At 50.0% G+C, this 21,920-nt stretch carries 27 protein-coding genes and 2 pseudogenes; 11 read left to right on the top strand and 18 right to left on the bottom strand.

Annotated elements, in window-relative coordinates:
• Positions 1 to 73: 73 nt before the first annotated feature.
• From HRQ87_RS14765 to HRQ87_RS14755, 3 genes and pseudogenes are all read left to right on the top strand, one after another.
• Positions 74 to 426, top strand: a pseudogene (locus tag HRQ87_RS14765) (transposase); the annotation flags it as partial.
• On the top strand, positions 415 to 624 hold the full coding sequence (locus HRQ87_RS14760) for a hypothetical protein (protein ID WP_174139057.1): 210 nt from the start codon (positions 415 to 417) through the stop codon (positions 622 to 624). The pseudogene HRQ87_RS14765 and the gene HRQ87_RS14760, both read left to right, overlap by 12 nt.
• A gap of 232 nt (positions 625 to 856) precedes the next feature.
• Positions 857 to 1,057, top strand: a pseudogene (locus HRQ87_RS14755) (transposase); the annotation flags it as partial.
• A gap of 194 nt (positions 1,058 to 1,251) precedes the next feature.
• On the opposite strand, the gene HRQ87_RS14750 reads toward HRQ87_RS14755, so the two are convergent.
• Complete coding sequence (locus tag HRQ87_RS14750; protein ID WP_174139208.1) at positions 1,252 to 1,968, bottom strand: response regulator; 717 nt, start codon at positions 1,966 to 1,968, stop codon at positions 1,252 to 1,254.
• Between the two features lie 130 nt (positions 1,969 to 2,098).
• Here HRQ87_RS14750 and mce point away from each other — a divergent pair, with 130 nt between their 5' ends.
• Both mce and HRQ87_RS14740 read left to right on the top strand, forming a co-directional pair.
• Positions 2,099 to 2,503, top strand: coding sequence for a methylmalonyl-CoA epimerase (gene mce / locus HRQ87_RS14745; protein WP_174139207.1), 405 nt, complete (start codon positions 2,099 to 2,101; stop codon positions 2,501 to 2,503).
• A gap of 20 nt (positions 2,504 to 2,523) precedes the next feature.
• A complete protein-coding gene (locus HRQ87_RS14740) occupies positions 2,524 to 2,817 on the top strand; it encodes a DUF1467 family protein (protein ID WP_174139206.1) in 294 nt (97 codons plus the stop codon).
• Here the strand turns inward: HRQ87_RS14740 and HRQ87_RS14735 are convergent.
• From HRQ87_RS14735 to HRQ87_RS14725, 3 genes are read right to left on the bottom strand one after another with little or no spacing between them, the layout of a single operon-like run.
• Positions 2,750 to 3,472: an EI24 domain-containing protein gene (locus HRQ87_RS14735; protein WP_174139205.1), complete on the bottom strand. Its 723-nt coding sequence runs from the start codon at positions 3,470 to 3,472 to the stop codon at positions 2,750 to 2,752. The genes HRQ87_RS14740 and HRQ87_RS14735 overlap by 68 nt on opposite strands.
• Positions 3,469 to 4,047: a nitroreductase family protein gene (locus tag HRQ87_RS14730; protein WP_174139204.1), complete on the bottom strand. Its 579-nt coding sequence runs from the start codon at positions 4,045 to 4,047 to the stop codon at positions 3,469 to 3,471. Before HRQ87_RS14730 ends, HRQ87_RS14735 begins: the two co-directional genes overlap by 4 nt.
• An 18-nt stretch (positions 4,048 to 4,065) precedes the next feature.
• Entirely contained in the window at positions 4,066 to 4,305 is a 240-nt protein-coding gene (locus HRQ87_RS14725) for a hypothetical protein (RefSeq protein WP_174139203.1), read from the bottom strand.
• A 122-nt stretch (positions 4,306 to 4,427) separates the two neighbouring features.
• Here HRQ87_RS14725 and HRQ87_RS14720 point away from each other — a divergent pair, with 122 nt between their 5' ends.
• Positions 4,428 to 5,126, top strand: a complete 699-nt coding sequence (locus HRQ87_RS14720; RefSeq protein WP_174139202.1) for a M48 family metalloprotease — start codon at positions 4,428 to 4,430, stop codon at positions 5,124 to 5,126.
• A 65-nt stretch (positions 5,127 to 5,191) separates the two neighbouring features.
• Complete coding sequence (locus HRQ87_RS14715) at positions 5,192 to 5,449, top strand: DUF6455 family protein (RefSeq protein WP_174139201.1); 258 nt, start codon at positions 5,192 to 5,194, stop codon at positions 5,447 to 5,449.
• Positions 5,450 to 5,455: 6 nt separating this feature from the next.
• Here HRQ87_RS14715 and HRQ87_RS14710 read toward each other — a convergent pair whose 3' ends face one another.
• Together HRQ87_RS14710 and rimO are read right to left on the bottom strand one after the other, a co-directional pair.
• Entirely contained in the window at positions 5,456 to 5,989 is a 534-nt protein-coding gene (locus tag HRQ87_RS14710) for a GNAT family N-acetyltransferase (protein ID WP_174139200.1), read from the bottom strand.
• A complete protein-coding gene (rimO, locus tag HRQ87_RS14705) occupies positions 5,979 to 7,355 on the bottom strand; it encodes a 30S ribosomal protein S12 methylthiotransferase RimO (RefSeq protein ID WP_174139199.1) in 1,377 nt (458 codons plus the stop codon). Before rimO ends, HRQ87_RS14710 begins: the two co-directional genes overlap by 11 nt.
• A gap of 151 nt (positions 7,356 to 7,506) precedes the next feature.
• Here rimO and HRQ87_RS14700 point away from each other — a divergent pair, with 151 nt between their 5' ends.
• A complete protein-coding gene (locus HRQ87_RS14700) occupies positions 7,507 to 9,255 on the top strand; it encodes a bifunctional helix-turn-helix transcriptional regulator/alpha/beta hydrolase (protein WP_174139198.1) in 1,749 nt (582 codons plus the stop codon).
• Between the two features lie 286 nt (positions 9,256 to 9,541).
• On the opposite strand, the gene HRQ87_RS14695 is transcribed toward HRQ87_RS14700, so the two are convergent.
• The 8 genes from HRQ87_RS14695 to mbfA form a co-directional block, all read right to left on the bottom strand.
• Entirely contained in the window at positions 9,542 to 9,691 is a 150-nt protein-coding gene (locus HRQ87_RS14695; protein WP_174139197.1) for a hypothetical protein, read from the bottom strand.
• Between the two features lie 57 nt (positions 9,692 to 9,748).
• Complete coding sequence (locus HRQ87_RS14690) at positions 9,749 to 11,206, bottom strand: FAD-binding oxidoreductase (protein WP_174139196.1); 1,458 nt, start codon at positions 11,204 to 11,206, stop codon at positions 9,749 to 9,751.
• Between the two features lie 27 nt (positions 11,207 to 11,233).
• Entirely contained in the window at positions 11,234 to 12,061 is an 828-nt protein-coding gene (locus HRQ87_RS14685; RefSeq protein ID WP_174139195.1) for an MBL fold metallo-hydrolase, read from the bottom strand.
• A gap of 42 nt (positions 12,062 to 12,103) precedes the next feature.
• Positions 12,104 to 12,688: a GNAT family N-acetyltransferase gene (locus tag HRQ87_RS14680; protein ID WP_174139194.1), complete on the bottom strand. Its 585-nt coding sequence runs from the start codon at positions 12,686 to 12,688 to the stop codon at positions 12,104 to 12,106.
• Positions 12,688 to 13,950 (bottom strand): insulinase family protein, encoded by a 1,263-nt coding sequence (locus HRQ87_RS14675; protein WP_174139193.1) that lies wholly within the window; start codon positions 13,948 to 13,950, stop codon positions 12,688 to 12,690. Before HRQ87_RS14675 ends, HRQ87_RS14680 begins: the two co-directional genes overlap by 1 nt.
• Positions 13,947 to 15,338: a threonine synthase gene (gene thrC, locus HRQ87_RS14670; protein WP_174139192.1), complete on the bottom strand. Its 1,392-nt coding sequence runs from the start codon at positions 15,336 to 15,338 to the stop codon at positions 13,947 to 13,949. The genes HRQ87_RS14675 and thrC overlap by 4 nt, the downstream gene beginning before the upstream one ends.
• 10 nt (positions 15,339 to 15,348) lie before the next feature.
• Positions 15,349 to 16,026 (bottom strand): SURF1 family protein, encoded by a 678-nt coding sequence (locus HRQ87_RS14665; RefSeq protein ID WP_174139191.1) that lies wholly within the window; start codon positions 16,024 to 16,026, stop codon positions 15,349 to 15,351.
• Between the two features lie 451 nt (positions 16,027 to 16,477).
• Positions 16,478 to 17,455, bottom strand: coding sequence for an iron exporter MbfA (gene mbfA / locus HRQ87_RS14660; RefSeq protein ID WP_174139190.1), 978 nt, complete (start codon positions 17,453 to 17,455; stop codon positions 16,478 to 16,480).
• A 156-nt stretch (positions 17,456 to 17,611) separates the two neighbouring features.
• Here mbfA and HRQ87_RS14655 point away from each other — a divergent pair, with 156 nt between their 5' ends.
• Both HRQ87_RS14655 and HRQ87_RS14650 read left to right on the top strand, forming a co-directional pair.
• On the top strand, positions 17,612 to 17,788 hold the full coding sequence (locus HRQ87_RS14655; RefSeq protein WP_174139189.1) for a hypothetical protein: 177 nt from the start codon (positions 17,612 to 17,614) through the stop codon (positions 17,786 to 17,788).
• Between the two features lie 104 nt (positions 17,789 to 17,892).
• Positions 17,893 to 18,510, top strand: a complete 618-nt coding sequence (locus HRQ87_RS14650) for a TetR/AcrR family transcriptional regulator (protein ID WP_174139188.1) — start codon at positions 17,893 to 17,895, stop codon at positions 18,508 to 18,510.
• A gap of 19 nt (positions 18,511 to 18,529) precedes the next feature.
• Here HRQ87_RS14650 and HRQ87_RS14645 read toward each other — a convergent pair whose 3' ends face one another.
• From HRQ87_RS14645 to HRQ87_RS14630, 4 genes are all read right to left on the bottom strand, one after another.
• The gene (locus HRQ87_RS14645; protein WP_174139187.1) at positions 18,530 to 18,943 is read right to left on the bottom strand and encodes a VOC family protein; all 414 of its coding nucleotides are present in this window, start codon (positions 18,941 to 18,943) and stop codon (positions 18,530 to 18,532) included.
• A gap of 47 nt (positions 18,944 to 18,990) precedes the next feature.
• Positions 18,991 to 19,581, bottom strand: coding sequence for an ATP-dependent Clp protease proteolytic subunit (locus tag HRQ87_RS14640; RefSeq protein WP_174139186.1), 591 nt, complete (start codon positions 19,579 to 19,581; stop codon positions 18,991 to 18,993).
• A gap of 124 nt (positions 19,582 to 19,705) precedes the next feature.
• A complete protein-coding gene (locus tag HRQ87_RS14635) occupies positions 19,706 to 20,305 on the bottom strand; it encodes a hypothetical protein (protein WP_174139185.1) in 600 nt (199 codons plus the stop codon).
• Between the two features lie 4 nt (positions 20,306 to 20,309).
• The gene (locus HRQ87_RS14630) at positions 20,310 to 21,422 is read right to left on the bottom strand and encodes an S-(hydroxymethyl)glutathione dehydrogenase/class III alcohol dehydrogenase (RefSeq protein ID WP_174139184.1); all 1,113 of its coding nucleotides are present in this window, start codon (positions 21,420 to 21,422) and stop codon (positions 20,310 to 20,312) included.
• Positions 21,423 to 21,530: 108 nt separating this feature from the next.
• On the opposite strand from HRQ87_RS14630, the gene HRQ87_RS14625 reads away from it, so the two are divergent.
• Positions 21,531 to 21,794, top strand: a complete 264-nt coding sequence (locus tag HRQ87_RS14625; protein ID WP_174139183.1) for an I78 family peptidase inhibitor — start codon at positions 21,531 to 21,533, stop codon at positions 21,792 to 21,794.
• The last annotated feature ends 126 nt before the right edge of the window (positions 21,795 to 21,920 follow it).

Here is a 21,920-nt window from a genome sequence, read left to right as displayed (position 1 = left end):
CCCCAGAAACGCCTTCGTTTTTGGTTAGAGTTTTCCGCTAGATGTTCCTGAGCTGGGAGAGGAGCGGAAACGCATGAAAGCATCGAAGTTCACGGACGCGCAGAAGGCGTTCATCATCAAGCAGGGCGATGAAGGCACGACCGTTTCTGAGATCTGTCAAAAGGCGGGGATCAGCCAACCGATGTATTTTAACTGGAAGAAAAAGTACGCAGGCATGTTGCCGACAGACATGAAGCGACTGCGTGAGTTGGAAGATGAGAATTTCAGGCTGAAGAAGATTGCTGCTGACTTGGCACTGGACAAAGAAATGCTTCAGGATGTTCTAAAGCGGAAGCTCTAAGGTCTGCTCGGAAACGAACGCTGGTTGACGAGACCAGAACTGATTGGCATGTGTCGATCCAGAGGGCGTGTTCGATGATCCGGTTCCCCTTGGGCGTCGCAAATAAAGTTGTCGAACAAGGTCTGTGCCACGCCCAACCCACTCTGGAAACCGGGATCAGTGACGTTCATGGGTTTGTGCGTTCCATCGAAGCCGTAATCAATGCCACGCCGTTTTTTGATATCGAGGAAACCTATGTCAGGGACATGGCTAAAGACGTGGCCAACGTGATAGTCAGGACCTGAGGCGAAACACTCCGCCAGCATGGCATAACCGGGGCCGCGCAGAAGCAATGCGCACCAGCATTTGAACATGAGCGAATGGAGACGGCGCTCGGCTGGTAGATTGCGCCCGTGGCATTGATGTCGCCGCCTGCCAGGGTGAACTCTTCGAGTTTTCCGGTCGCTCGGGTTGGGACCAGCCGTTCGCCTCACATGCTATGTAGCTGAGAAACTGCAACTTGGTTCAATGCACAGACATGCGAAGTTTACCATGGCCACAAAGATCGGCGTCTTCTTTTGTGATCCCCAGTCACCTCGGTAACGCGGTAGCAACGAAAACACCAACCGACTTCTGAGACAGTACTTCCCAAAATGCATTGATATATCGGGGTTTAGTCAAGCCAAACTCGGCGCCGTCGCTCGCCAGCTAAACGAGCGATCTCGAAAAACCTTGTAATACCGAACGCTAGCAGAGAAATTTGAATCCTATATTGCAGCGATTAATTGAAACCACACTGGCTGGCTGGCTGGCATTGCGATCAAACCAGCCTCTACGTTGATGATGGTAGCTGGCTTTACCAGACCAGAGTTTCTTATCGAGGTTGAGGCAATGGCTTCTATCAGTTGATATATTGCAGAGGTCAAACGGAGTTAAATCGCGATTTTGCCATTAACACGTTCTTGGACCATTGCGGACAGGCGTGCCAGCGACGATCTGGTCGGTTTGCCATCCATTCGATCTGATGCAAGCGACTTTACGGCAATCATTAATTCCTGGTCACGTGCGCTTTGGGCGACGCCAGACAGGAACTGTGTCAAATATTCCAGCATTGTATCATCGGGATCATTTGAAATGACATCAGCAACATGGGCCATGTCGTCCTGATAGGCCATCATGTCGGGCGCAATCATGTCATCGGGCAAAACACGTGGGCCGCGTGGGCGTTGATCTGCGGGCAACTGGCTTAGGACGATTTCCTGAAATGCTGCCAGACTTTCCATTGGTTTTGAGATAAAGGCATCTGCGCCTGCGTCCAGTGCTGTCTGCTTTGAATTACTATCGCCGCTGATTGCCAGAATAACATCAACACGCGGTTTCACTTGCGATAGCTCACGGATCAGGTCTGCGCCAGATCCGTCTGGCAGGCCAAGATCGGCAATCAGCACTGATGGACGATAGGCCTGTAGATGACGCCGGGCAGAACGCAGGCAATCTGCACGTCTGATCCGAGCACCAGAACGCAAGCACAAAAGCCGGATGGCTTCGCAAGCAAATCGACTATCTTCCACAACCAGCACAGTTAACCCCAATAGCGGTCGTGCAGACGTCGGCGTGGGTGTCATTGTGAACTTGTCGAAGGTGTCCATTTCATTCTCTCCGGTCCTTTGATGTGACTCGCACTAAATCCGACCTTGGCTAACGGAGTGTTAACGCAGCGTCTTGTCTTGCCCTTATCTGCAGCATAAGTCAGCTTAATCTGATAAAAAGGAGTCTGTTATGATTGGTCGTCTGAACCACGTTGCTATTGCTGTACCTGACTTGCAGGCTGCATCAGACCAGTATCGTACAGCTTTGGGTGCGAATGTTGGAAAGCCACAAGACGAACCGGCACACGGCGTTACGGTGGTTTTTATCGAATTACCAAATACCAAGATCGAACTGCTTTACCCATTGGGTGAAGATAGCCCGATTTCTGGATTTCTGGAAAAGAACCCGTCAGGTGGTATTCATCATGTCTGTTATGAAGTTGATGATATCATCGCAGCACGGGATCATCTTCAATCTGAAGGTGCACGCGTATTGGGTAATGGTGAGCCAAAGATTGGCGCCCATGGAAAACCCGTTTTGTTTCTTCACCCCAAAGATTTCAATGGCTGTCTGGTCGAGCTGGAAGAAGTCTGAACGAAGGCTATTTAAATATTATGTCAATAACATCCGCCATCGTTCTTTTTGCCGTGATTTGGTTTATGGTCCTGTTTATCGTGCTGCCATTGCGCATGAAAACTCAGGGTGATATGGGCGAAATCGTACCCGGCACACATGCCTCGGCCCCTGCAGATCCGCAGTTGGGACGAAAGGCTAAGATAGTGACGGTAGTCAGTGTCGTTCTGTGGGTTTTGATCGCTGGTACGATCCTGTCGGGTGTGATCAGCGTGCGGGATCTGGATTGGTTCGACCGGATGTCGTCGCCTGTATCCGATGATAGAGATGGGTAAAGGTTGCAACGCCTAGGATCGGAACAATTAGGCTGATTAGCGGTATTGTCAGTGGTGCTGTCATTAATATGCCGGCAATCCATATTCGAAGCATATATTTTTTGCGTAATGATATTGCTGCATCGCGGCCAACCCGGCGCATTGCAACCATTTGAAAATATTCACGACCCAACAGATATCCGTTCAAACCCCAGAATATAAAAAGCGCAAAGGGTGCTAGAAAAATATACAGGATCAGCGCAAATAAGTTGGCCACGACAATCACGCCAAGAAAAGCGGCCGAATCCTGAAGTGTTTCCATAAAACCAAATTGGATGGCGGGCGGTAGTGATGGGTAATGCTTATCTTCAACGGCTTGCGCCACACTTTCTAGAAAGAAACCTGTCACGGCGGATGCGACAGGAACCATCAGAAAAACCGACAAGATCAGCATCAGTGGAATGGAAGCCCAAGAAATCGCATCATCAATCCACCGAACTTCGCCAATCCATGGAATGGTCATACTGTCAGGAAATATCCACTGAAGCAGGCCAAGAAATATCAGATAGAATACAAAAAGAATGGCAATGGTGCTTCCGACGCCCAAAAAGAAAACACGCAGGAATTTTGGATCACCCATCTGCCCTAGGGCTTTGAAAAAATCGTTTAAAATCATTTGGTCATCCAAGTTGTTATCGCATCAATATCAGGTCTTGGGCGTTCTGGCGGGATTGATGTTTCTGTCCCAATATGGATCAATCCTGCAATACGTTCATGCGCTGCTAATCCCAAACCCTGTTGTGCAAATTCCCGATCATGTGATGCCCAGCCGGAAAGCCAGTTCGCCCCCCATCCAGCAGCTAAAGCTGCATTCAAAAGTGCAAGACAGACGGCACCCGCAGAATACGTCTGTTCAATAGGGGGGATTTTTTCAGATGGCTTGGGGCTTTCAACCACGCAAACTGCCAAATGGGCTTGTGCGAATTGGCTATGCATCTTGGCAATTTTATCAGGGTCAAGATTTAGCTGACTGCCACGTTTTTCGCATAGACCTGCAAGTCGCAACAGCGGATTGCGTGTCATGACAATAAATCGCCATGGCTCTAACTTGCCGTGATCAGGTGTTCGTGCCGCGGCCTGAATTATGGGGGCCAAGGCCGCGGCGTCAGGTACGGGAAGCCTAAGCGTTTTCGCAGGGCGTGACCTTCGGGTTAGCAGAAACGCCATTGCGTCTGGGTTTGGGTTTGGCATTGTTTGGTCCCGCACTGATTACTTTGCAAATGGGTTCGCGCTATAGACACCTTCGGGAAGGTTTAGCGCAAGTGACAGATCTTTTAGTTGCGACAATGATAATGTGATCTTGGTGACTTTATCTGTTCGGCTGTCATATTGTTCGACTGTAATGCAATCTTCGAATGCGTTGATGATCACGTCTTCTTTCAAAGGTGCTGGACCATCATCAACCAGTGTCACAACTGTGGCGTCAAAATCATGTTCAATCGTAAACATATGTTCAGAGTAAGTGCAGTTTGGTGGAATGCAAGCCACAAGCCGCAGATGAATTCTCCAAAGGGGTGGCTCGATGACAGAATCCTGCTAACTTTGTCATGAACTATTACAAGAGGTCAAAAATGCGTTGGTTAATATTATCTGGTTTGCTACTTGCAGCAGGCTGCGTTGAAACGACAACATCACAGCCCGCCCCAACCAGCACAAAGCCGCCACCGCCGAAAATCAGTGCGTCGCAGGCATCGCAAAACTTTGCAGCCGTTGTGCGTCAGGTTGAACCAATAGCAGAGCGTGAATGCCGCGCTCGTACCAAAGGTGTGAACTGTGATTTTCGCATCGTGGTGGATAATCGTAAAAACCAGCCGCCGAATGCCTTTCAAACACTCGAAAAAAACGGACGGCCCGTCATTGTATTTACGGCATCTTTGATCCGTGACACCCGCAACCGAGATGAACTGGCATTCGTTATGGGTCACGAAGCTGCGCACCATATCCAAGGCCATATTGCGCGTCAGCGTCGTAATGCAGTGGCTGGGGCATTGATCCTTAGCACATTGGCTTCAGCCACTGGTGCCAATGATGCGGGCATTCGAACAGCCCAGGATGTTGGTGCGACTGTCGGCGCACGTACCTATTCAAAGGATTTCGAACTGGAAGCTGATTCGCTTGGGACTGTGATCACGGCGCGGGCTGGCTTCAACCCTGTCAAAGGGGCTGCGTATTTCACCCGTATTCCTGATCCGGGCAACCGTTTCCTTGGAACGCACCCGCCGAACAATCAGCGTATCGAAACGGTTCGCAAAACCGCAGCGCGCCTTTGACCTAGGTCAAAGACCGTATGTAAATAAGCTGCTTTCCTGCAATCAACGTTGCAGGGAAGCATGATATGACAAAACCACTGGGCGATACAGTCACGCATTATTGGCTGGCCAAACGAATGGCTAAAACTGCAGGCGTTGATTTGGTTGCTGCAATTCAAGACGGCAGATTGCATGATCAAGACTGGGCTGAAACTGTAACCCGATGTCGTGGATGCGGTTGGGCTGAGGGATGTCAAAAGTGGTTGCTAAAGCATCAAGATAGTGTGGATAAGGCACCAATAAGCTGCAAAAATGCTGATTTCTTTGAGACCTTAAAGGTGTAATTCAGATCACGTTTCTGGGGTCAGTACAAAGACATCATTGTCTTCTTTTGGCTTGTTTAATCTGACGGCTGTATAACTTGGCCGGTAATCAAGTGATGCAAACAGGTTTTCGCTTGCGTCATTACCTGCCCATACTTCTGCTTGAATATAGCTGTATTCGGTTTTCGATACTTCATTGTGAAATTTATTGACCAAGGTGCGACCGATGCCGTTTCCCCGATGTTCTTCAAAGATTGAGATATCAATGACCCTGTAATACCGCGTTTCATCTTTGGCGCGTTCTATATAACCTTCTTCATAAAGCAGATAGCCAAGGATCTTTTCATCGTCAGATGTGCAGACCAGTATGTTTTCCGCTTCTTTCTTTCTGAAAAGTCCCCAACGTTTTGGAAATTGCGTTTTCAGAACGCGAAACCAAAAAGTCCCTTCCGGTGTTTCAGGAAAGTCTTCCGGGTTGCGTTCGCGATGCTCTTCAAAAGTTTGCGCATTCAGATCAACCAAAGTCGGAATGTCATCAAACTTACCGTATCTAACCTTCAATTCGTCTTCCCCATAAATCGTAGTCTGACGCCTCATCCACCTCGACCATCACAAGATCGCCTGGCTTCAGGGTGTCGAACCCTTCGTCGATAAATAGGTTTCCGTCAATCTCGGGGGCGTCGGATTTTGTTCGACATGTGGCGGCTTCGCCATCAACCTCGTCTACAATCACCTGTATACGTCGGCCAATTTTCGCCTCAAGCTTCGCAGCTGATATCGCTTGGGCCTTTTGCATAAACCGATCCCACCGGTCTTGCTTAACCTCGTCGGGCACATGGTCGGGCAAAGTATTTGACCGCGCGCCAGCGACATTTTCATATTGAAAACAGCCCACTCGATCCAGCTGCGCATCGTCTAGCCAATCTAAAAGTGTCTGGAACTCTTGTTCCGTTTCACCCGGATATCCCACGATGAATGTGCTGCGTAGGGTAATTTCAGGACAAATCTGACGCCAGGCCGCAATTTCATCCACTGTTTTAGCGGCGGCGGCAGGCCTTGCCATACGGCGCAACACATCAGGGTGTGCGTGTTGGAACGGAATATCCAGATAAGGCAGCACAAGACCATCTGCCATCAACGGGATCAAATCACGCACATGGGGATAGGGATAAACATAGTGCAGACGTACCCATGCGCCTAAGTGACCTAAGTCACGCGCCAGATCGGTAATATGGGCGCGGTGGTCGCGATCTTGGGCATGTTTGATATCCACGCCATATGCGCTTGTGTCCTGTGATATTACCAACAGCTCTTTCACGCCGGCCTCAACCAGCTTTTCAGCCTCACGTATCACGGCATGGGCTGGCCGAGAAACCAGTTTGCCGCGCATATCAGGAATGATGCAGAACTTGCATTTGTGATTACAGCCTTCGGATATCTTCAGATAGCTGTAATGGCGCGGGGTCAGGCTGACGCCTGTCGCAGGCAATAAATCAACAAAGGGGTCTGGGTCAGGTGGTACGGCCGCGTGGACGGCATCAAGCACCTGTTCGTATTGATGTGGGCCAGTCACGGCAAGAACCTTGGGGTGTGCACCCGTGATATAATCAGGCTCGGCCCCCAAACATCCTGTTACGATGACGCGCCCATTTTCAGCCAATGCTTCGCCAATGGCATCTAGACTTTCAGCTTTGGCGCTATCAAGAAAACCGCAGGTATTCACAATGACGGCATCTGCACCGGCATAGTCAGGACTGATCGCATATCCTTCGGCGCGAAGCCGTGTCAGAATACGTTCGCTGTCGACCAAAGCCTTGGGGCAGCCAAGCGATACCATACCCAGTGTGGGCTGGCCCGCGCGTATGGCATCACTGATGCGTGCCCTTGGGGCTTGGTCAGGGCGAAGATTAGGTGGGTTGCTGGTCATGCTGGCCCCTATATCGTTAGAAAACGATACAAGAAAGCCCTTCTATAAAGGAATGACTTTCATTTTGCCGTTGCTGACCTATAGTTCAATGTCCAACGTCATTGTATGTATTCACATGGCGACAAGACCTGAATTATGCAGCGGAGCGCACATGTCAGCAGACAGCCCCGTAACGAGTATTGTTGAGACACAGATTATTGACCAGATCTATGATGTGGCCGTTGACCCGGCGCGTCTTGAATTTCTTATGGACAGTTGGGAAAATTTTGTCGGCCCGTTTCGCGATGGCGAAGACGTGCATAATGCGTCATTCGATGACCGCGCAGTTGAAATGCACTTTAAACGCGCCGAAATTTTCTTGGATCGTCTTGATGCCGTTCAACAAAATCCACACGATCTGGTTCTATCGCAGTTTGAAAAATTAGCGGCTTTTACAATCGATCCCACACTTAAAATCGTTGGGCTTAATGACTCTGCTGCGGAAACTCTTGGGCTTGCTCCGGGGTATAGTCTTGAAACTTTGCCATTACATGCGGCCGATATTGATATTCTGTCCGAAGAGTTGCGCAAAACTTTGCGCGCCAAACAATCGCCCACGCGCATGTTTCGATTTCAATCCACGTCCAGAGATCGCTTCATCGTTTTTCAGATCAGGGTCTATGCCTCTGACCCCAAAGCGCCATTTGCAGCGATCATCACGTCTGAGGTCGGTTGGCCCAGTGGATTTTCCGATAGCCTGAAAGCGGCTTTCGGTCTGTCGACTGCAGAGGCCGAGGTTCTGCGCGCGATTGTTGAATGCAAAAGCCTGCGACAGATTGCCGAAGATCGCGGTAGAGCGACAGAAACAATCCGTGCGCAGGTGAAGTCGATTTTATCTAAAACGGAAACTCATTCACAGGCGGAATTAGTTCGCATTGCTTTGACCTTGATGGATGTCGTTGGTGCCTCTGGTGGCTATAGTCCCGTGATGTCTGGTTCTGAGACCGTGAATACCAATCTGGTTCCATTGCCTTTGAAAAGTATTCAGCGCGAAGATGGGCGTGTTGTCCATTATATGACATTTGGCGATCCAAATGGCAGGCCGTGTCTATATCTGCCATCTGATGTGGCGCTGACACGTTGGCCCAGAGTTGCAGAGCAATATGCAGAGCAGAATCGCATCAGGGTTATCGTGCCATTACGCGGCGGATTTGGTCCTTCTGATTCGTATACAGTGAATACGTATGCAATAATTGAGGAGATCAGTAAGGATTTTATCGCCATTTTGACGGAAGAAAGCGTCAAAAAATGTGTAATTCTATCAATGTTGGATGACTCATTTCTCGCTTTTGACCTGACCTCACGTCAACTTGATCAGTTTTCTGCGGTTATTGCGTGTGGTGGAATGTTGCCATTAACCAAGGCCGATCAATACGAACGCATGCATAAATGGCATCGCTTTATCATGGGAAATGCTAAGTATGCACCGCATCTGATGCCCTTTATGGCAAAGGCAATTTTTTATATGGCGCGCCGTATTGGCAAGCGTAGTTTGATGAAAGCGATATACGGAAATGCACCGGCAGACATTGAAACATATGAAAATCCTCAAAATTTCGAGGCTCTTGTTGAAGGGACTAAGTATGCGATTTCAAATGATTTTTCTGCCCATAATGCGTTTGCATCGGAAGCAATTATTAAGGCGTCACATGATTGGGCGCAATCAATTAATATTGTGTCACAGTCGGTTCCTGTTCACTTTATAAATGGCTTACAAAGCCCAATGTTGCCGAAGGAAACGATTGATGAATTCCGTGAGGACTATCCTTGGGCTACATTCACTACCTATTCTGATGCGGGTGATCTGATCTTTTTCAAAAAGTGGAAAGACGTGTTAGGAATTTTGGAAAAATACCTCTAGTACCGTACTATACCCTATATGGGGTATGACACAAAATTGTGCAGTTTATAAATTCACGGAAGATTAACAAAACATCTTCATACTGCTCATTAAAGAAGCAACGAGATGTTTGGTACAAGTAACGAGTTTGGGCAGCATGGGTATGGTATCGCTGTCTAGTACGCCGGGTCGTCTGGCATTTTTGGATGGGCACATCAATCTTGGGTTGGTGTGCCCTCTGCTTTCTTCCAAACTTTATTCATATGACATCGATACAGCGTCTTGCAGGCAATGATCCTTAAGAATTTTAGTGATCAATTTTCTTTCGGTGATAAATTTTAACAGTCAAGCGATCCGTGGCGCAATCAACAGTTTCTAAGCCACCTATATCACCAAGCTTTTTCTGTTCGATTTCTTGCCATAAGACTTCACCAAAATTCCGAATTTTATGGGTCATGTGACCAGCATATTTTTATTATGGCTGTAAATGCCGAATTCTAAGAAAATCGTCCTCTCACAGGGCATCAAGATCTTTCCTAAGGTTTGTCTGTCTCAATTCTATATCCCGCAAAACGGCTCCAGGGTTCATGATCCCCTTTGGATCAATCGCCGCCTTTATCGCACGCATTGTTTGTAATTTGGCGGGATCAGAAAAACGTTCAAGATCGCCCACTTTTAAACGCCCGACACCATGTTCGGCGCTGACCGACCCACCCATCTTATGTGTCAGATCATGAACAGCGCTTTTAATCTGATCGCGCTGGTGTTGGTGATCTGCGCGTGATTTTCCGGGCATTGGAAAAACATTATAATGCAGATTGCCGTCCCCCAAATGCCCAAAACAATTGATCCTAAAATCACCAATGGATCTGATCACGTCACGCCCGCGATCAATAAATTCGGCAATACAGCCTAATGGAACCGATATATCATGTGATGACACCGATCCAATTCGCCGGTTTGCTTCGGGGATATGTTCGCGGATTGACCAGAATTCAGCCCGCTGTTGTTCTGATTGGGCGATAAGGCCATCATGAACAAGTCCCAGCTTCTGCGCATCCTCAAAAAGCTGAAGCAGAGTATCTGCAGGATCGAGGGCCTTGGGTAAACCCACATCGATCAAAACCACCCATTCAGGCGGTTCAGGAAAAGGCAAACGAATATCTGGCAAGGTTTCAGCGATGAAGTCCAACCCTTGCCTATGGATAAGCTCAAATGCTGATATGGCCTCTCCCATGTGATCGCGTGCCATGGCCATTAGGTTTAACGCTGCTGAAGGGCCCTCAACAACGAAAAGCGCCGTGCCAGCGCGGGCAGGCTTAGCAAACAAACGCAAGCTAGCGGCTGTTATGATGCCTAACGTACCTTCTGAGCCGATCATAAGGTGGCGCAGATCATAACCAGTATTATCCTTGCGCAACCGTGATAGCCCATTCCAGATCGTGCCGTTGGGCCATACGACTTCAAGCCCCAAACACAGATCGCGGGCATTGCCATAACGCAACACATTCACGCCGCCTGCATTGGTCGCAAGGCATCCGCCAATACGTGCGGATCCTTCTGAAGCCAGCGAAAGTGGAAACAACCGGTCAACGGCGTCGGCGGACTGATGGATGTTATGCAAAATGGCACCGGCCTGTGCAATAAGCACATTTTCCTGAGGAAAAACCTGTGTAATGGCTGTCATACGTTCCATCGATAGAATGATATGACGCGGTGCATTTTCAGCAATCTGACCACCTACCAACCCGGTTCCACCGCCATAGGGCACAATTCCGATTGCATGTGTGTCAGCCAGCTTGACGACCTGCGCAACCTCGGCCGTTGTCGAGGGCGCAATTAAAAGTGCATCGCCTGCCTTGTATCGCCCACGAGGTTCTTGCAGATATGCATCCTGCAATTCTGGGAAAGTTTTAAGCGGCAGTGCGCGTCGAAACTCAGCCTCTATTTCAGGCGTAATTGGGTTCAGCATTTCACCATTCTTTACACTGCGTGATTGTCATTCATCATCGCGTAAATAGTCTGGCTGTAAAACCATTATCGTTGGCCGGCTTGGCAGGTTTTGCAAAGAAATCTCAATCGCGGCACCGTCTATGCGTTCAATGATAAAGTCATCTTGCATTCCTGCCAGAAACGTTTCCAAATTAGATGGACCAAACCAATGCATTGGAACAACAATAGATGATCGTAACCGCTTTAAAATTCTGACCATGGTGGGATGATCCACAGTCAACCCGCCATCCACTGCAGCCATTACCACATCCAACCGGCCAAGGGCTGCATATTGTGCATTACTTGGTTCGTGGTGCAGATGACCAAGATGACCGATGCATAGGCCCGCAACTTCGAACACAAAGATCGAATTGCCATTGGCTTCCGCCCCATCCCCAAAACGGGATCTAATATCGGTCGGCACATTCCTGACGACCAGACCTTCCAATTCAAGATAGTGATCAATGGCTATACCGTATCGGTCGCTCCATCCGCGCAAAACATTCGGAATTGCAGGATCAGGATTGGCCGTCCAATGGCTGCTGTGGGCACGGTTCATGGTCACGATATCGGGAATAAAGTCTGTGGCACCCAGAAAGCCTGTAAAATCAGTTGCAACAGACACGCCAGCGTCGGTCTGCAAAAGAAAAGTGGCATGCGCGATATACTGTAGTCGCACAGTGTCATCTGCGACAGGATCTTGAAAACTAGCTTGATAAATATAACGTATTCCCGGGGTGTTTTCTGCCAAAAGGATGCAGTTACTGGGATGGCGTTCCTGGGCTGCGGCTGCGGTAGCAAGCCCCATGAATGCAAGTGTAATCAATCTGATCATATGTCACCTCTGATCCCAAACATAGATCAGTTATGCGCGGTGTCATCCCACTTCGGTCTTCCCGCGGCGATCATTGCGCAAATTGGCATAAAGCACATGATTGCGCCAACGTCCGTTTATCTGCAAATAGCTTTGCGCAACGCCTTCATATTTAAAGCCTGATTTTTCAAGCACCCCGCGCGAGGCTACGTTTTCTGGCAAGCAAGCGGCTTCCACACGGCTTAGATCAAGCTGCTGGAATGCATAATGAACCACTGCTTGAATCGCTTCGCGCATATATCCTTTGCGGGCATGGGCGGCACCAATCCAATATCCTAATGTGCCCGCCTGCGACGGACCACGGCGGATATTATCCAGTGTGATTGCGCCAATCAGCGTGCCATCTTCGCGCCGGATCAAAAAAAGTGGCACAGCAGACCCGTTCGAAATGGATCGATTTGCCCAATACACCCGATTGGTGAATGCCTTGCGGGTCAGATGGTCATCTGCCCATGTTGGTTCCCACTGCTTTAGAAAGGTTTCACTTTGGCTGCGCAGGCTGCTCCAATAACGGAAATCGGCATGAGTGGGCGGACGCAACGACATCCGCTCGGTCTCAAGCCTGATCTTCCGCTTGCTCAGCAGCATTATGCGGCAAGCCTTTCGCGAAGAGCCTCCAGTGTTGGCGCGGCCGATACCGGGCCATAAAGCGCCATTGCTGTTCCAGCACCAGTTGCCGTTTGGGCGGCGAAATCTTTCACATCACCTGTTGTCACTGCATCAATCATCGCCACGGTTTCTTCCAGATCAGGGATGCGATCCCAGATGGCCAATAATCGCGCCAGACGTTCAGCCCGGTTCGACGGGCTTTCAAGGCCCATAAGCAAACCGGCTTTCATCTGCGCACGTGCGCGTGCGACTTCTTCGGGCGACATGTCATCAGCGGCGCGTTTCAACTCATCCATAGTGATTGTGGCCAATTCACCGATCTGATCAGCGCTTGTACCAGCATAGATCGTAGTCAATCCAGTATCGGCATAAGCACCAGCCTGAGCAAATATGGAATAGCATAGCCCACGTTTTTCGCGCACTTCCTGAAACAGCCGCGAAGACATGCCACCGCCCATCGCGGTTGAAAATATCTGCGCTGTATAGATCGCCGGATCGCGGTAATTCGGACCCTCAATGGCAAGCGCAAAATGCACTTGTTCAAGCGCCTTAACCTCACGACGTTCCCCACCATGGAAGGTTGCTACCTGTTCCAGATGCCCGTGCACCGGACTCAAATGCCCGAACAATTTTTCGGCTTCGGCCACCAGTTTGTCATGATCAACGGCGCCTGCGGCGGACAGAACCATCTGCGCGGGGCCATAATGTTCACCCACAAAGCCAGCCAAATCATCACGACTAAAGGCGCTGACACGTTCAGTCGCACCAAGGATTGACCGGCCGATGGGTTGATCAGGATACGCGACCTCTTGCAGCCAATCAAAGACAATATCGTCGGGTGTATCCAGCGTCTGGCCGATTTCCTGCAGGATCACGCCACGCTCAATCTCGATCTCGGCGGGATCAAAAACCGGGTTCAGAACGATGTCTGCAATTACGTCCAATGCAAGGGGGACATCATTTTCTAAAACACGCGCATAATAGGCTGTCATCTCGCGGCTGGTGTAGGCGTTGATATAGCCACCAACATCTTCGATCGCCTCGGCAATCTGCAAGGACGACCGGCGCTTGGTGCCCTTGAACGCCATATGTTCCAGAAAATGGGCGATGCCGTTTTGTTCGACTCGTTCGTGACGGCCGCCCGCCAGAACCCAGACCCCAATAGACGCGGATTTCAATCCGTCCATCCGTTCGGTGACAATACGAAACCCATTAGACAGTGTTTGTAATTGAACGCTCACGCTTTTATGCGCTCCTTTATAAGATCCTGAATCGTGCCCAGATCATTCGCAACCTGAGTCATCCGTTCCGCGCGTTCATAGAGATCATGCATGCGTGTGGGAAGCCCTGGTCTTTGCCCAATTGCATCTTCCACTGCGTCAGGGAATTTTGCAGGGTGTGCTGTGCCCAGTGTGATCATCGGCGTCTGGTCCGATATATGGTCTTCCGCAACCTTTACGCCGACGGCCGAATGCGGGCACAGAATTTCACCCGTATGGGCGAAAGCACCCTTGATCGTGGCGCTGGTTTCATCCTCGGACGCACGGCCCGAAGCAAAGATATCCCGCAGCCGTTCCAGCGCGCCCTGACTGATCTTGAAGCCGCCTTGGGTTTTCAACTGATCCATCTGCTGTGCCACGGCAGATCCATCGCGATCATAGACATCAAACAGCGCGCGTTCAAAATTTGAGCTAACCTGAATATCCATCGATGGGCTGATCGAGGGCGTGACGCCTTGGGTAATATACCCGCCCGTTTCCAGCGCGCGGTGCAGGATGTCGTTCTGGTTCGTGGCGACGACCAGTTTTTCAATCGGCAGCCCCATGCGTTTGGCGATATAGCCTGCGAATATATCGCCGAAATTTCCCGTGGGCACGGTGAAGCTGACAGGTCGATGCGGCGCGCCCAGGCTGACGGCTGAGGTGAAATAATAGACCACCTGCGCCAGCACCCGCGCCCAGTTGATCGAATTGACCCCCGCCAGCCGAACGCCGTCACGGAAGTCGAAATCGTTGAACATATCTTTCACAGCAGCTTGGCAGTGGTCGAAATCACCCTCCAAGGCCAGGGCGTGCACGTTATCCTCAATCGGTGTCGTCATCTGGCGGCGCTGCACTTCGCTGACACGACCATGGGGGAAAAGGATAAAGACATCAACGGCATCCAACCCCCGAAATGCCTCAATCGCAGCCGAGCCTGTATCGCCGCTGGTCGCGCCAACGATGGTCACCCGCTGACCGTTCCGCTTCAGCGAAAATTCGAACATCTGGCCGATCAGCTGCATGGCGAAATCCTTGAAGGCCAGCGTGGGGCCATGGAAAAGCTCTAGCAGGAAATGGTTCGGCCCCATCTGCACCAAAGGCGCGCGGGCATCGTGGCCGAACCCGGCATAGGCCTTGGCGATCAGGCCGGCAAATTCCGTATCGGTGAATGTATCCCCGATAAAAGGGCGCATGACGCGAAAGGCGGCCTCTTCATAGGTAACACCAGCCAGCGCCGCGATATCCGCATGGGACATTTGCGGAATAGTCTCAGGCACATAAAGGCCACCATCGCGCGCCAGTCCCGTCAGCATCGCCTGTTCAAATGTCAAAACCGGCGCCTTGCCGCGGGTTGAGATATACTTCATGTCCTAGCCTTTATTCGGTTCCGCGTCTGATACGCCACAGCAGCACCCCTGTCATCCCCACCCAGACCGCTGCCAGCAAAAACCAGGTGACGGCGTATTCAAAGTGATCGTTGGGAATGCCCGCGCTGTCTATGGGCAAAGGCGTCACGGCAGGGGTCGTTGCCGACGTTGTGCGCGCGATGACAAGTACGGGTTCGGTGTTTAGGGCATCTGCCATGGTTGGCACGTCACGTGCGAACCAGATGTTGCCGCTGATGTCAGGTTCGGGCGTATAACTGTCAATCTCATCCGGCCAATGCAGATTGCCTTGTATCTTTATGTTATTGGTCGAGCGCGCGGCGTTTTTTTCAGAGGTTGGAACAAACCCGCGATCCACCATGATCCGTCGCCCATCGGTGGTTTCAAAAGCCGAGATAATACGATAGCCAGCGCCCGCACTTTTGGTCGAAACCAGAACATGCAGTTCTTTGCCTGTGTTGCTACCCGTTACTTCGACGGGCAAATATGTATCTGTTTCTGGGTTTGGTGCCATTGGCAAAGCGACCGGGGTTCCCCCGATCCGGTTGTCAATTTGGGCAAGAATATCCTGTTTCCATTCCATGCGCTGTACCTGCCAGACCCCCAACCATAACAGTACGGCGGTGCCGGCAAGTCCGAACAGTAATGGCAAGATTATTTTGCGCGTCATGATGTTCCTAAGCCTTATCCAATGGCTCTATACTTAGGCTATGTGAAAGATAAAACTTGAATATTTTGTTCTGTTATTGGGTTCGGGACAAGAATTCTGATTGTGCAGTCAAAAATCTTGGATTGTTTTATTTATTCTTAAACCATCCGATACCCTGCAATGGTTTTAAAATACAGGCCCACTTGTGCATAACGGACGCGAGGGTCAGATAAGACGGTGCGATTTTATCGTGTTTGCGAAGAATATCTTGACGTCCGCGGTGTAAAAGAAGTGAGCTATTTTCATCATTTGTCAGTCTCTGCCTTCTCAGCACACGATCACAGGCTGTGATGTGCTTTTCTTCGACTGTTTAGATATAAATATTGTTTGTTTTTGAAAGAAAACAACATACACCAACACCGCACGTGTGGCGTGGCTTTACCTGGCAACGCTTTGGAAATTTAAAACTATCCTAGCCACTTCCGATCAGCACACCTGCCGCCAGAACCAGCGCGCCGCCCAGCACAACCTGAAGGGCGGCACGGAAAAATGGCGTTTCCATATATTTATTTTGAATCCATGCGATGGCCCAAAGTTCGATAAATACGACGATAATCGCGATAACTGTGGCGGTCCAAAAATCGGTTATCAGATAGGGCAGGGCGTGGCCCAACCCACCAATTGTGGTCATGATACCTGATGCAAAACCACGTTTCCAAGGGGACCCACGCCCTGATATGGCACCGTCATCTGATGCGGCTTCGGTGAAGCCCATTGAAATGCCTGCGCCAACCGATGCGGCAAGCCCCACCAAAAACGTTGTCCAGGTATCCTGTGTGGCAAAGGCCACCGCAAAGATCGGGGCCAGCGTCGACACGGATCCATCCATTAACCCGGCCAATCCGGGTTGTACCCATGTCAGTACAAATTCACGATGGGCTGTGCGGGCCTCGGCATCCTTTGCGGTATCATTGAGATGTGTCTGCGCCAAAGCATCAGCCTTTTCTTCATGGCCTGCCTCGGCTGCGGCCAGATCACCCAACAGCTTTCGTGTTGCCGCATCTTTACTGTGCTTTGCGGCTGTTTCATAAAACTGCCGGGCGTCACGCTCCATCTGTTCGGCTTCGTCCCTGATCCGTTCAATCCCTAGGTTTTCAACCAACCAAACAGGACGACGCGCATAAAACCCAGATACATGTTCGCGTCGGATTAGCGGTATAACATCGCCAAAACGCATCTGATGCAATTCGATCAAACGTCGGCGATGGTCATCTTCTTCAATAGCCATTCCATCGAAAATTGACGCCGAGGCAGGATAACCATCCCGCAATTGCTGCGCATATGTTCGATAAATTCGCGCATCATCTTCCTCAGACGAAATCGCCAATGCGATGATGTCTTGTTCGCTTAGATCCGCAAATCGCTTACGATATAAAAACCCCGGTATCATCTGCGCCTCATTTTAGAATGGTTCTAAAATAGTAGAACTTACATTTACTTCAATCAAAAAAAATGAACTATTCGGTTCACTTTTCCATTGCAAACTAAACTAAATAGTTTAGATAGGTAAGTGAACTAAACAGTTCAGATTAAAAGGACGCACAAAATGAGACCTCTATTAGTCGCACTTACAACTGCCGTGACTCTTGTTGCATTGCCAGCTGCAGCTGGTGGGTTTTCCGTATCATTCCCAACTTTGACATATCCTGCGCCGCAGCCTGACGTACTAAAAGGCTGTGTCGATGCAACGACGGTCAAATCGGATATTTGCACGAAAAAGTAATCCCTGTCTGTGATGGACCAACTGGGTGGGCTTAGGCCCGCCCTTTTTCTTGCCCAAACGGAATTCCATGGTCTATAGTCATCCCCTGTATTGAAGGAGTTGTAATGAACGCACCCACGCCTGACATCCGTAAGGGCCGCAAATTCGATCAAGTATTGGAAGGCGCCCGCAAGGTTTTTATGGCGGATGGATTTGAAGGGGCCAGCGTGGATGACATCGCAAAGACAGCCGGTGTGTCTAAGGCGACGCTTTACAGCTATTTTCCAGACAAGCGCCTGTTATTTATGGAGGTCGCAAAGACAGAATGCTGCCGTCAGGCAGATGCTGCATTAAGCGAGCTGGATTTTAGCAATAACCCGCGCGAGGTTTTGTCTTATGCGGCTGAAAAAATCATGTATTTTCTTTTATCAGACTTCGGCCAGCGGATGTACCGTATCACAGTCGCAGAAGGGGAACGGTTTCCCAATCTGGGTACTGAATTCATTGAAAGCGGCCCCAGACGCGCGCGTGCCGCTTTGGTCACCTATTTCAAAGCTGCGCAGAGTCGTGGCGATTTCAAGATCGAAGATTTTGACTTGGCTGCCGAACAGTTCTTAGAGCTTTGCAAGGCCGACTTGTTCCCGCGTCGTTTGTTCGAATTGGAAGCTGATTTTACTGACGCCGAAGTAAAACGTGTTATTGATGGTGCTGTTGACATGTTCATGGCGCGATACGCGACCTGATATATGGCGGCTATACGCCCTAAGACGCAAACACAGCTTCTATATTGCGAAATCCTTTGATTTCGATTGGGTTTCCACTGGGGTCACGGAAAAACATCGTCCATTGTTCGCCTGGCTCGCCCGCAAACCGCACACTAGGCTTTATTATAAAATCGACATTTGCCCTTTCCAGCCGATCGGCTGCATCTTTCCATTGGTCATATTTCAGCACGACACCAAGATGCGGCATGGGTACCATATGATCGCCAACATGGCCCGTGGCTGCGGTCTTGAATGGTTCCCCAAGATGCAATGAAATCTGATGCCCAAAGAACGAATAATCCACCCAGGTTTCGGTTGACCGACCTTCGCTGCATCCAAGAATGTCGCCATAGAAAGCCCGTGTTTCATTCAGATCATTCACATTAAAGGCAAGGTGGAACGGGGTCAGCAAAGGGCCTCCTACGGCGATGTGCAGATTGTATGGGTATCGTTCGAACTTTAGGTAAGTTGATCCATTGATGAAATGACAGAACCCAACAGGCCGTATTCCATAGCTTCGGTGGTATTCAACCAAAAATCACGCGCTGTATCCTGTGCAATCCTTTCAGGAGTTTGACCTGTGGCTTGTGCAAACAGCTTGTCAAACCGTTCCCGCATTTTCAGAATTTGTTCGGCCTGTATCTGCATATCCGTGGCCTTACCGCGGATGCCGCCACTGGGTTGGTGCAGCAAAAAGCGGGTGTTGGGCAGACAATATCGGTTTTCACGGTCCGCCCCGACAAAAATCAAGGCACCGGCGCTGGCGACCCAGCCACTGCCGATTGCGCGAACCTGCGGTTTGATGAACTTGATGATATCATGCACCATATCACCGGATTCAACATGCCCGCCGGGCGAACTGATGAATAGATTAATCGGCGCGTCGCTATCTTCAGCTAAAGCCAGCAGATGTGTCACCGCGCGTTGAGCGACCTTATCGTCGATCTCACCTGCAATGATCACATTTCGACTTTTGAAAAACAGGGTATCAATACGTCCACCGCTTTCTTTGCTATCTTTTTTCTGTGTGTCTTCCAGTAGTTCCATCATGGCTTTATCTTCCTTTAGGGGAACGGTTTGAAATGGGAATTCCTAGTGACCCGACAGTTATCTGACTGATTTTCTTTGTATATTTCGAGCAAAGACACCTACATGACAGGTGCACGTTTTAAAGTTAGTCAAAACACGGCCCATCTGCAAACGCTGCAATATTTTCCATCATTTCTGACAATGAAAAACTGTTTTGACGTTCGATCAGCATGGGCTGTTCTGGATCTGGTTCTGCCTGTCCATCCATTGGCCAGAACCGTGCGGGATTATAGGCCATCCTTGTCTCGATAATCCGGTCACTGGCTTTTGTCAGTATCGCCGGTGGTTCGTTACCGTTGATTTGTTGCATCGTGCCAATCGGCCCGTCATTTGCGGCAAACTGATATAGCCAATGCACATAATACATCCCGCCATTCCAGTATTCGTCGTCATGAAAAGTTTGCGCCATGCGTAAGCTATGGCTGGCCTCTTGAGGTTCAAGTGGAACCTCACGCATGGCACCATCACGATATTTCATCTTTGGCCCGTGATGTTCATATAGATAAATTCCATCCCCCGGTACGCCACCGTTGCAAAGATAATCCTGCACTGTACCAGGCAGATCAGAAACATCTTCGCGTTTGGGAAAGCCGCCCTCTGACCGCAGTACGAGTGCCTTATGCAAAGTCGTTGGCGCATCACTTCTGACATCGAAACGCAGATGGAACTGATAATAATCCGACATCGCGTCAATACACCACGACTGACCGGATAGATTCACCCGCATGCATCAGGTCAAAGCCTTTGTTAATGTCATCCAGGCCCATGGTATGTGTGATCATCGGGTCAATCTCGATCTTACCATCCATGTACCAATCCACGATTTTTGGCACATCTGTCCGCCCGCGGGCGCCACCAAAGGCTGTACCCCGCCAACTGCGACCTGTGACCAGCTGAAAGGGCCGGGTTGCAATTTCTGCCCCTGCAGGTGCAACGCCGATAATAATGCTTTCGCCCCAACCTTTATGACTGGCTTCCAAAGCAGTACGCATGACGTCAACATTACCAGTTGCATCAAATGTGTAATCTGCACCACCTTTCGTCAGATCCACCAGAAAGGGAACCAGATCGTCCTCAACCTCTGTTGGGTTCACAAAATCTGTCATCCCAAACCGTTTGGCCATGTCGACCTTACTTGCGTTGATATCCACGCCGACGATCTGATCTGCACCAGCAAGCCGCAACCCTTGGATCACGTTCAGCCCAATACCACCCAGACCAAACACAATGGCACGGCTGCCGATTTCAACCTTGGCCGTATTGATCACGGCACCGATCCCTGTTGTAACGCCACAACCAATATAGCAGATTTTGTCAAATGGGGCGTCTTTGCGCACTTTGGCCAATGCAATTTCCGGAACCACTGTGTGATTGGCAAAGGTCGAACAGCCCATATAGTGCAAAATTGGATCACCATCCAATGTGCTAAAGCGTGACGTGCCATCCGGCATAAGCCCTTGGCCTTGCGTGTTGCGGATCGACTGACAAAGATTGGTTTTCGGATTCAGGCAATATTCGCACTCCCGACATTCCGGAGTGTAAAGCGGGATGACGTGATCGCCTGGTTTCAGACTGGTGACATCTTTGCCTACCTCCAGCACGACACCCGCACCTTCGTGGCCAAGAATTGCCGGAAACAAACCTTCGGGATCGGCACCCGACAGCGTAAATTCATCTGTATGACAAATACCGGTGGCTTTGATTTCGACCAACACTTCGCCAGCTTTGGGGCCAGCCAGATTAACGTCCATTACTTCAAGTGGTTTTCCAGCAGCAACGGCGACAGCGGCGCGTGTTCGCATCAATAATCCTCCCATGTTTTTCATACCCTGAGCGAAAGTTAGCAGGAACTCAACAACCCAATTGTCTCTGGCTTGCACATAATTGGGAAAGACGTCACAACCGATAACATGAAACGATTATTACTCATTTTGCCCCTTGTGGCGTGCACTCCGATCGCTGAGCCTGACGCCAGCGCAGATCTAAAAAGCTGCAAAGGGGACGAATTTGCTTATCTGGTTGGACAAACCACAGACGAGCTTGAAAAAACGCTTATTTTGCAACCTGTTCGTATGATCCGACCAGGCAGCATCGTCAGCCAGGAATACATGCCGCAGCGCATGAATATTCATGTGAATAACGCTGGTAAAGTGCAACGTCTTAGCTGCGGATAGCGACAAAAAAGGACCCCCGCGAAAAACGGGGGCCAAGGTCACTCTCCTTGCCAGCAACAGAACGGTTGTAGTTGGAACGTGGGATCAAACCAACTGCATCGCTTTATTGTTCGGCCTAATGAAACA

Origin of the sequence: Parasulfitobacter algicola (assembly GCF_013315265.1) — a bacterium.
GTDB lineage: Bacteria > Pseudomonadota > Alphaproteobacteria > Rhodobacterales > Rhodobacteraceae > Parasulfitobacter > Parasulfitobacter algicola.
This window is presented reverse-complemented; position numbering and strand designations above follow the sequence as displayed.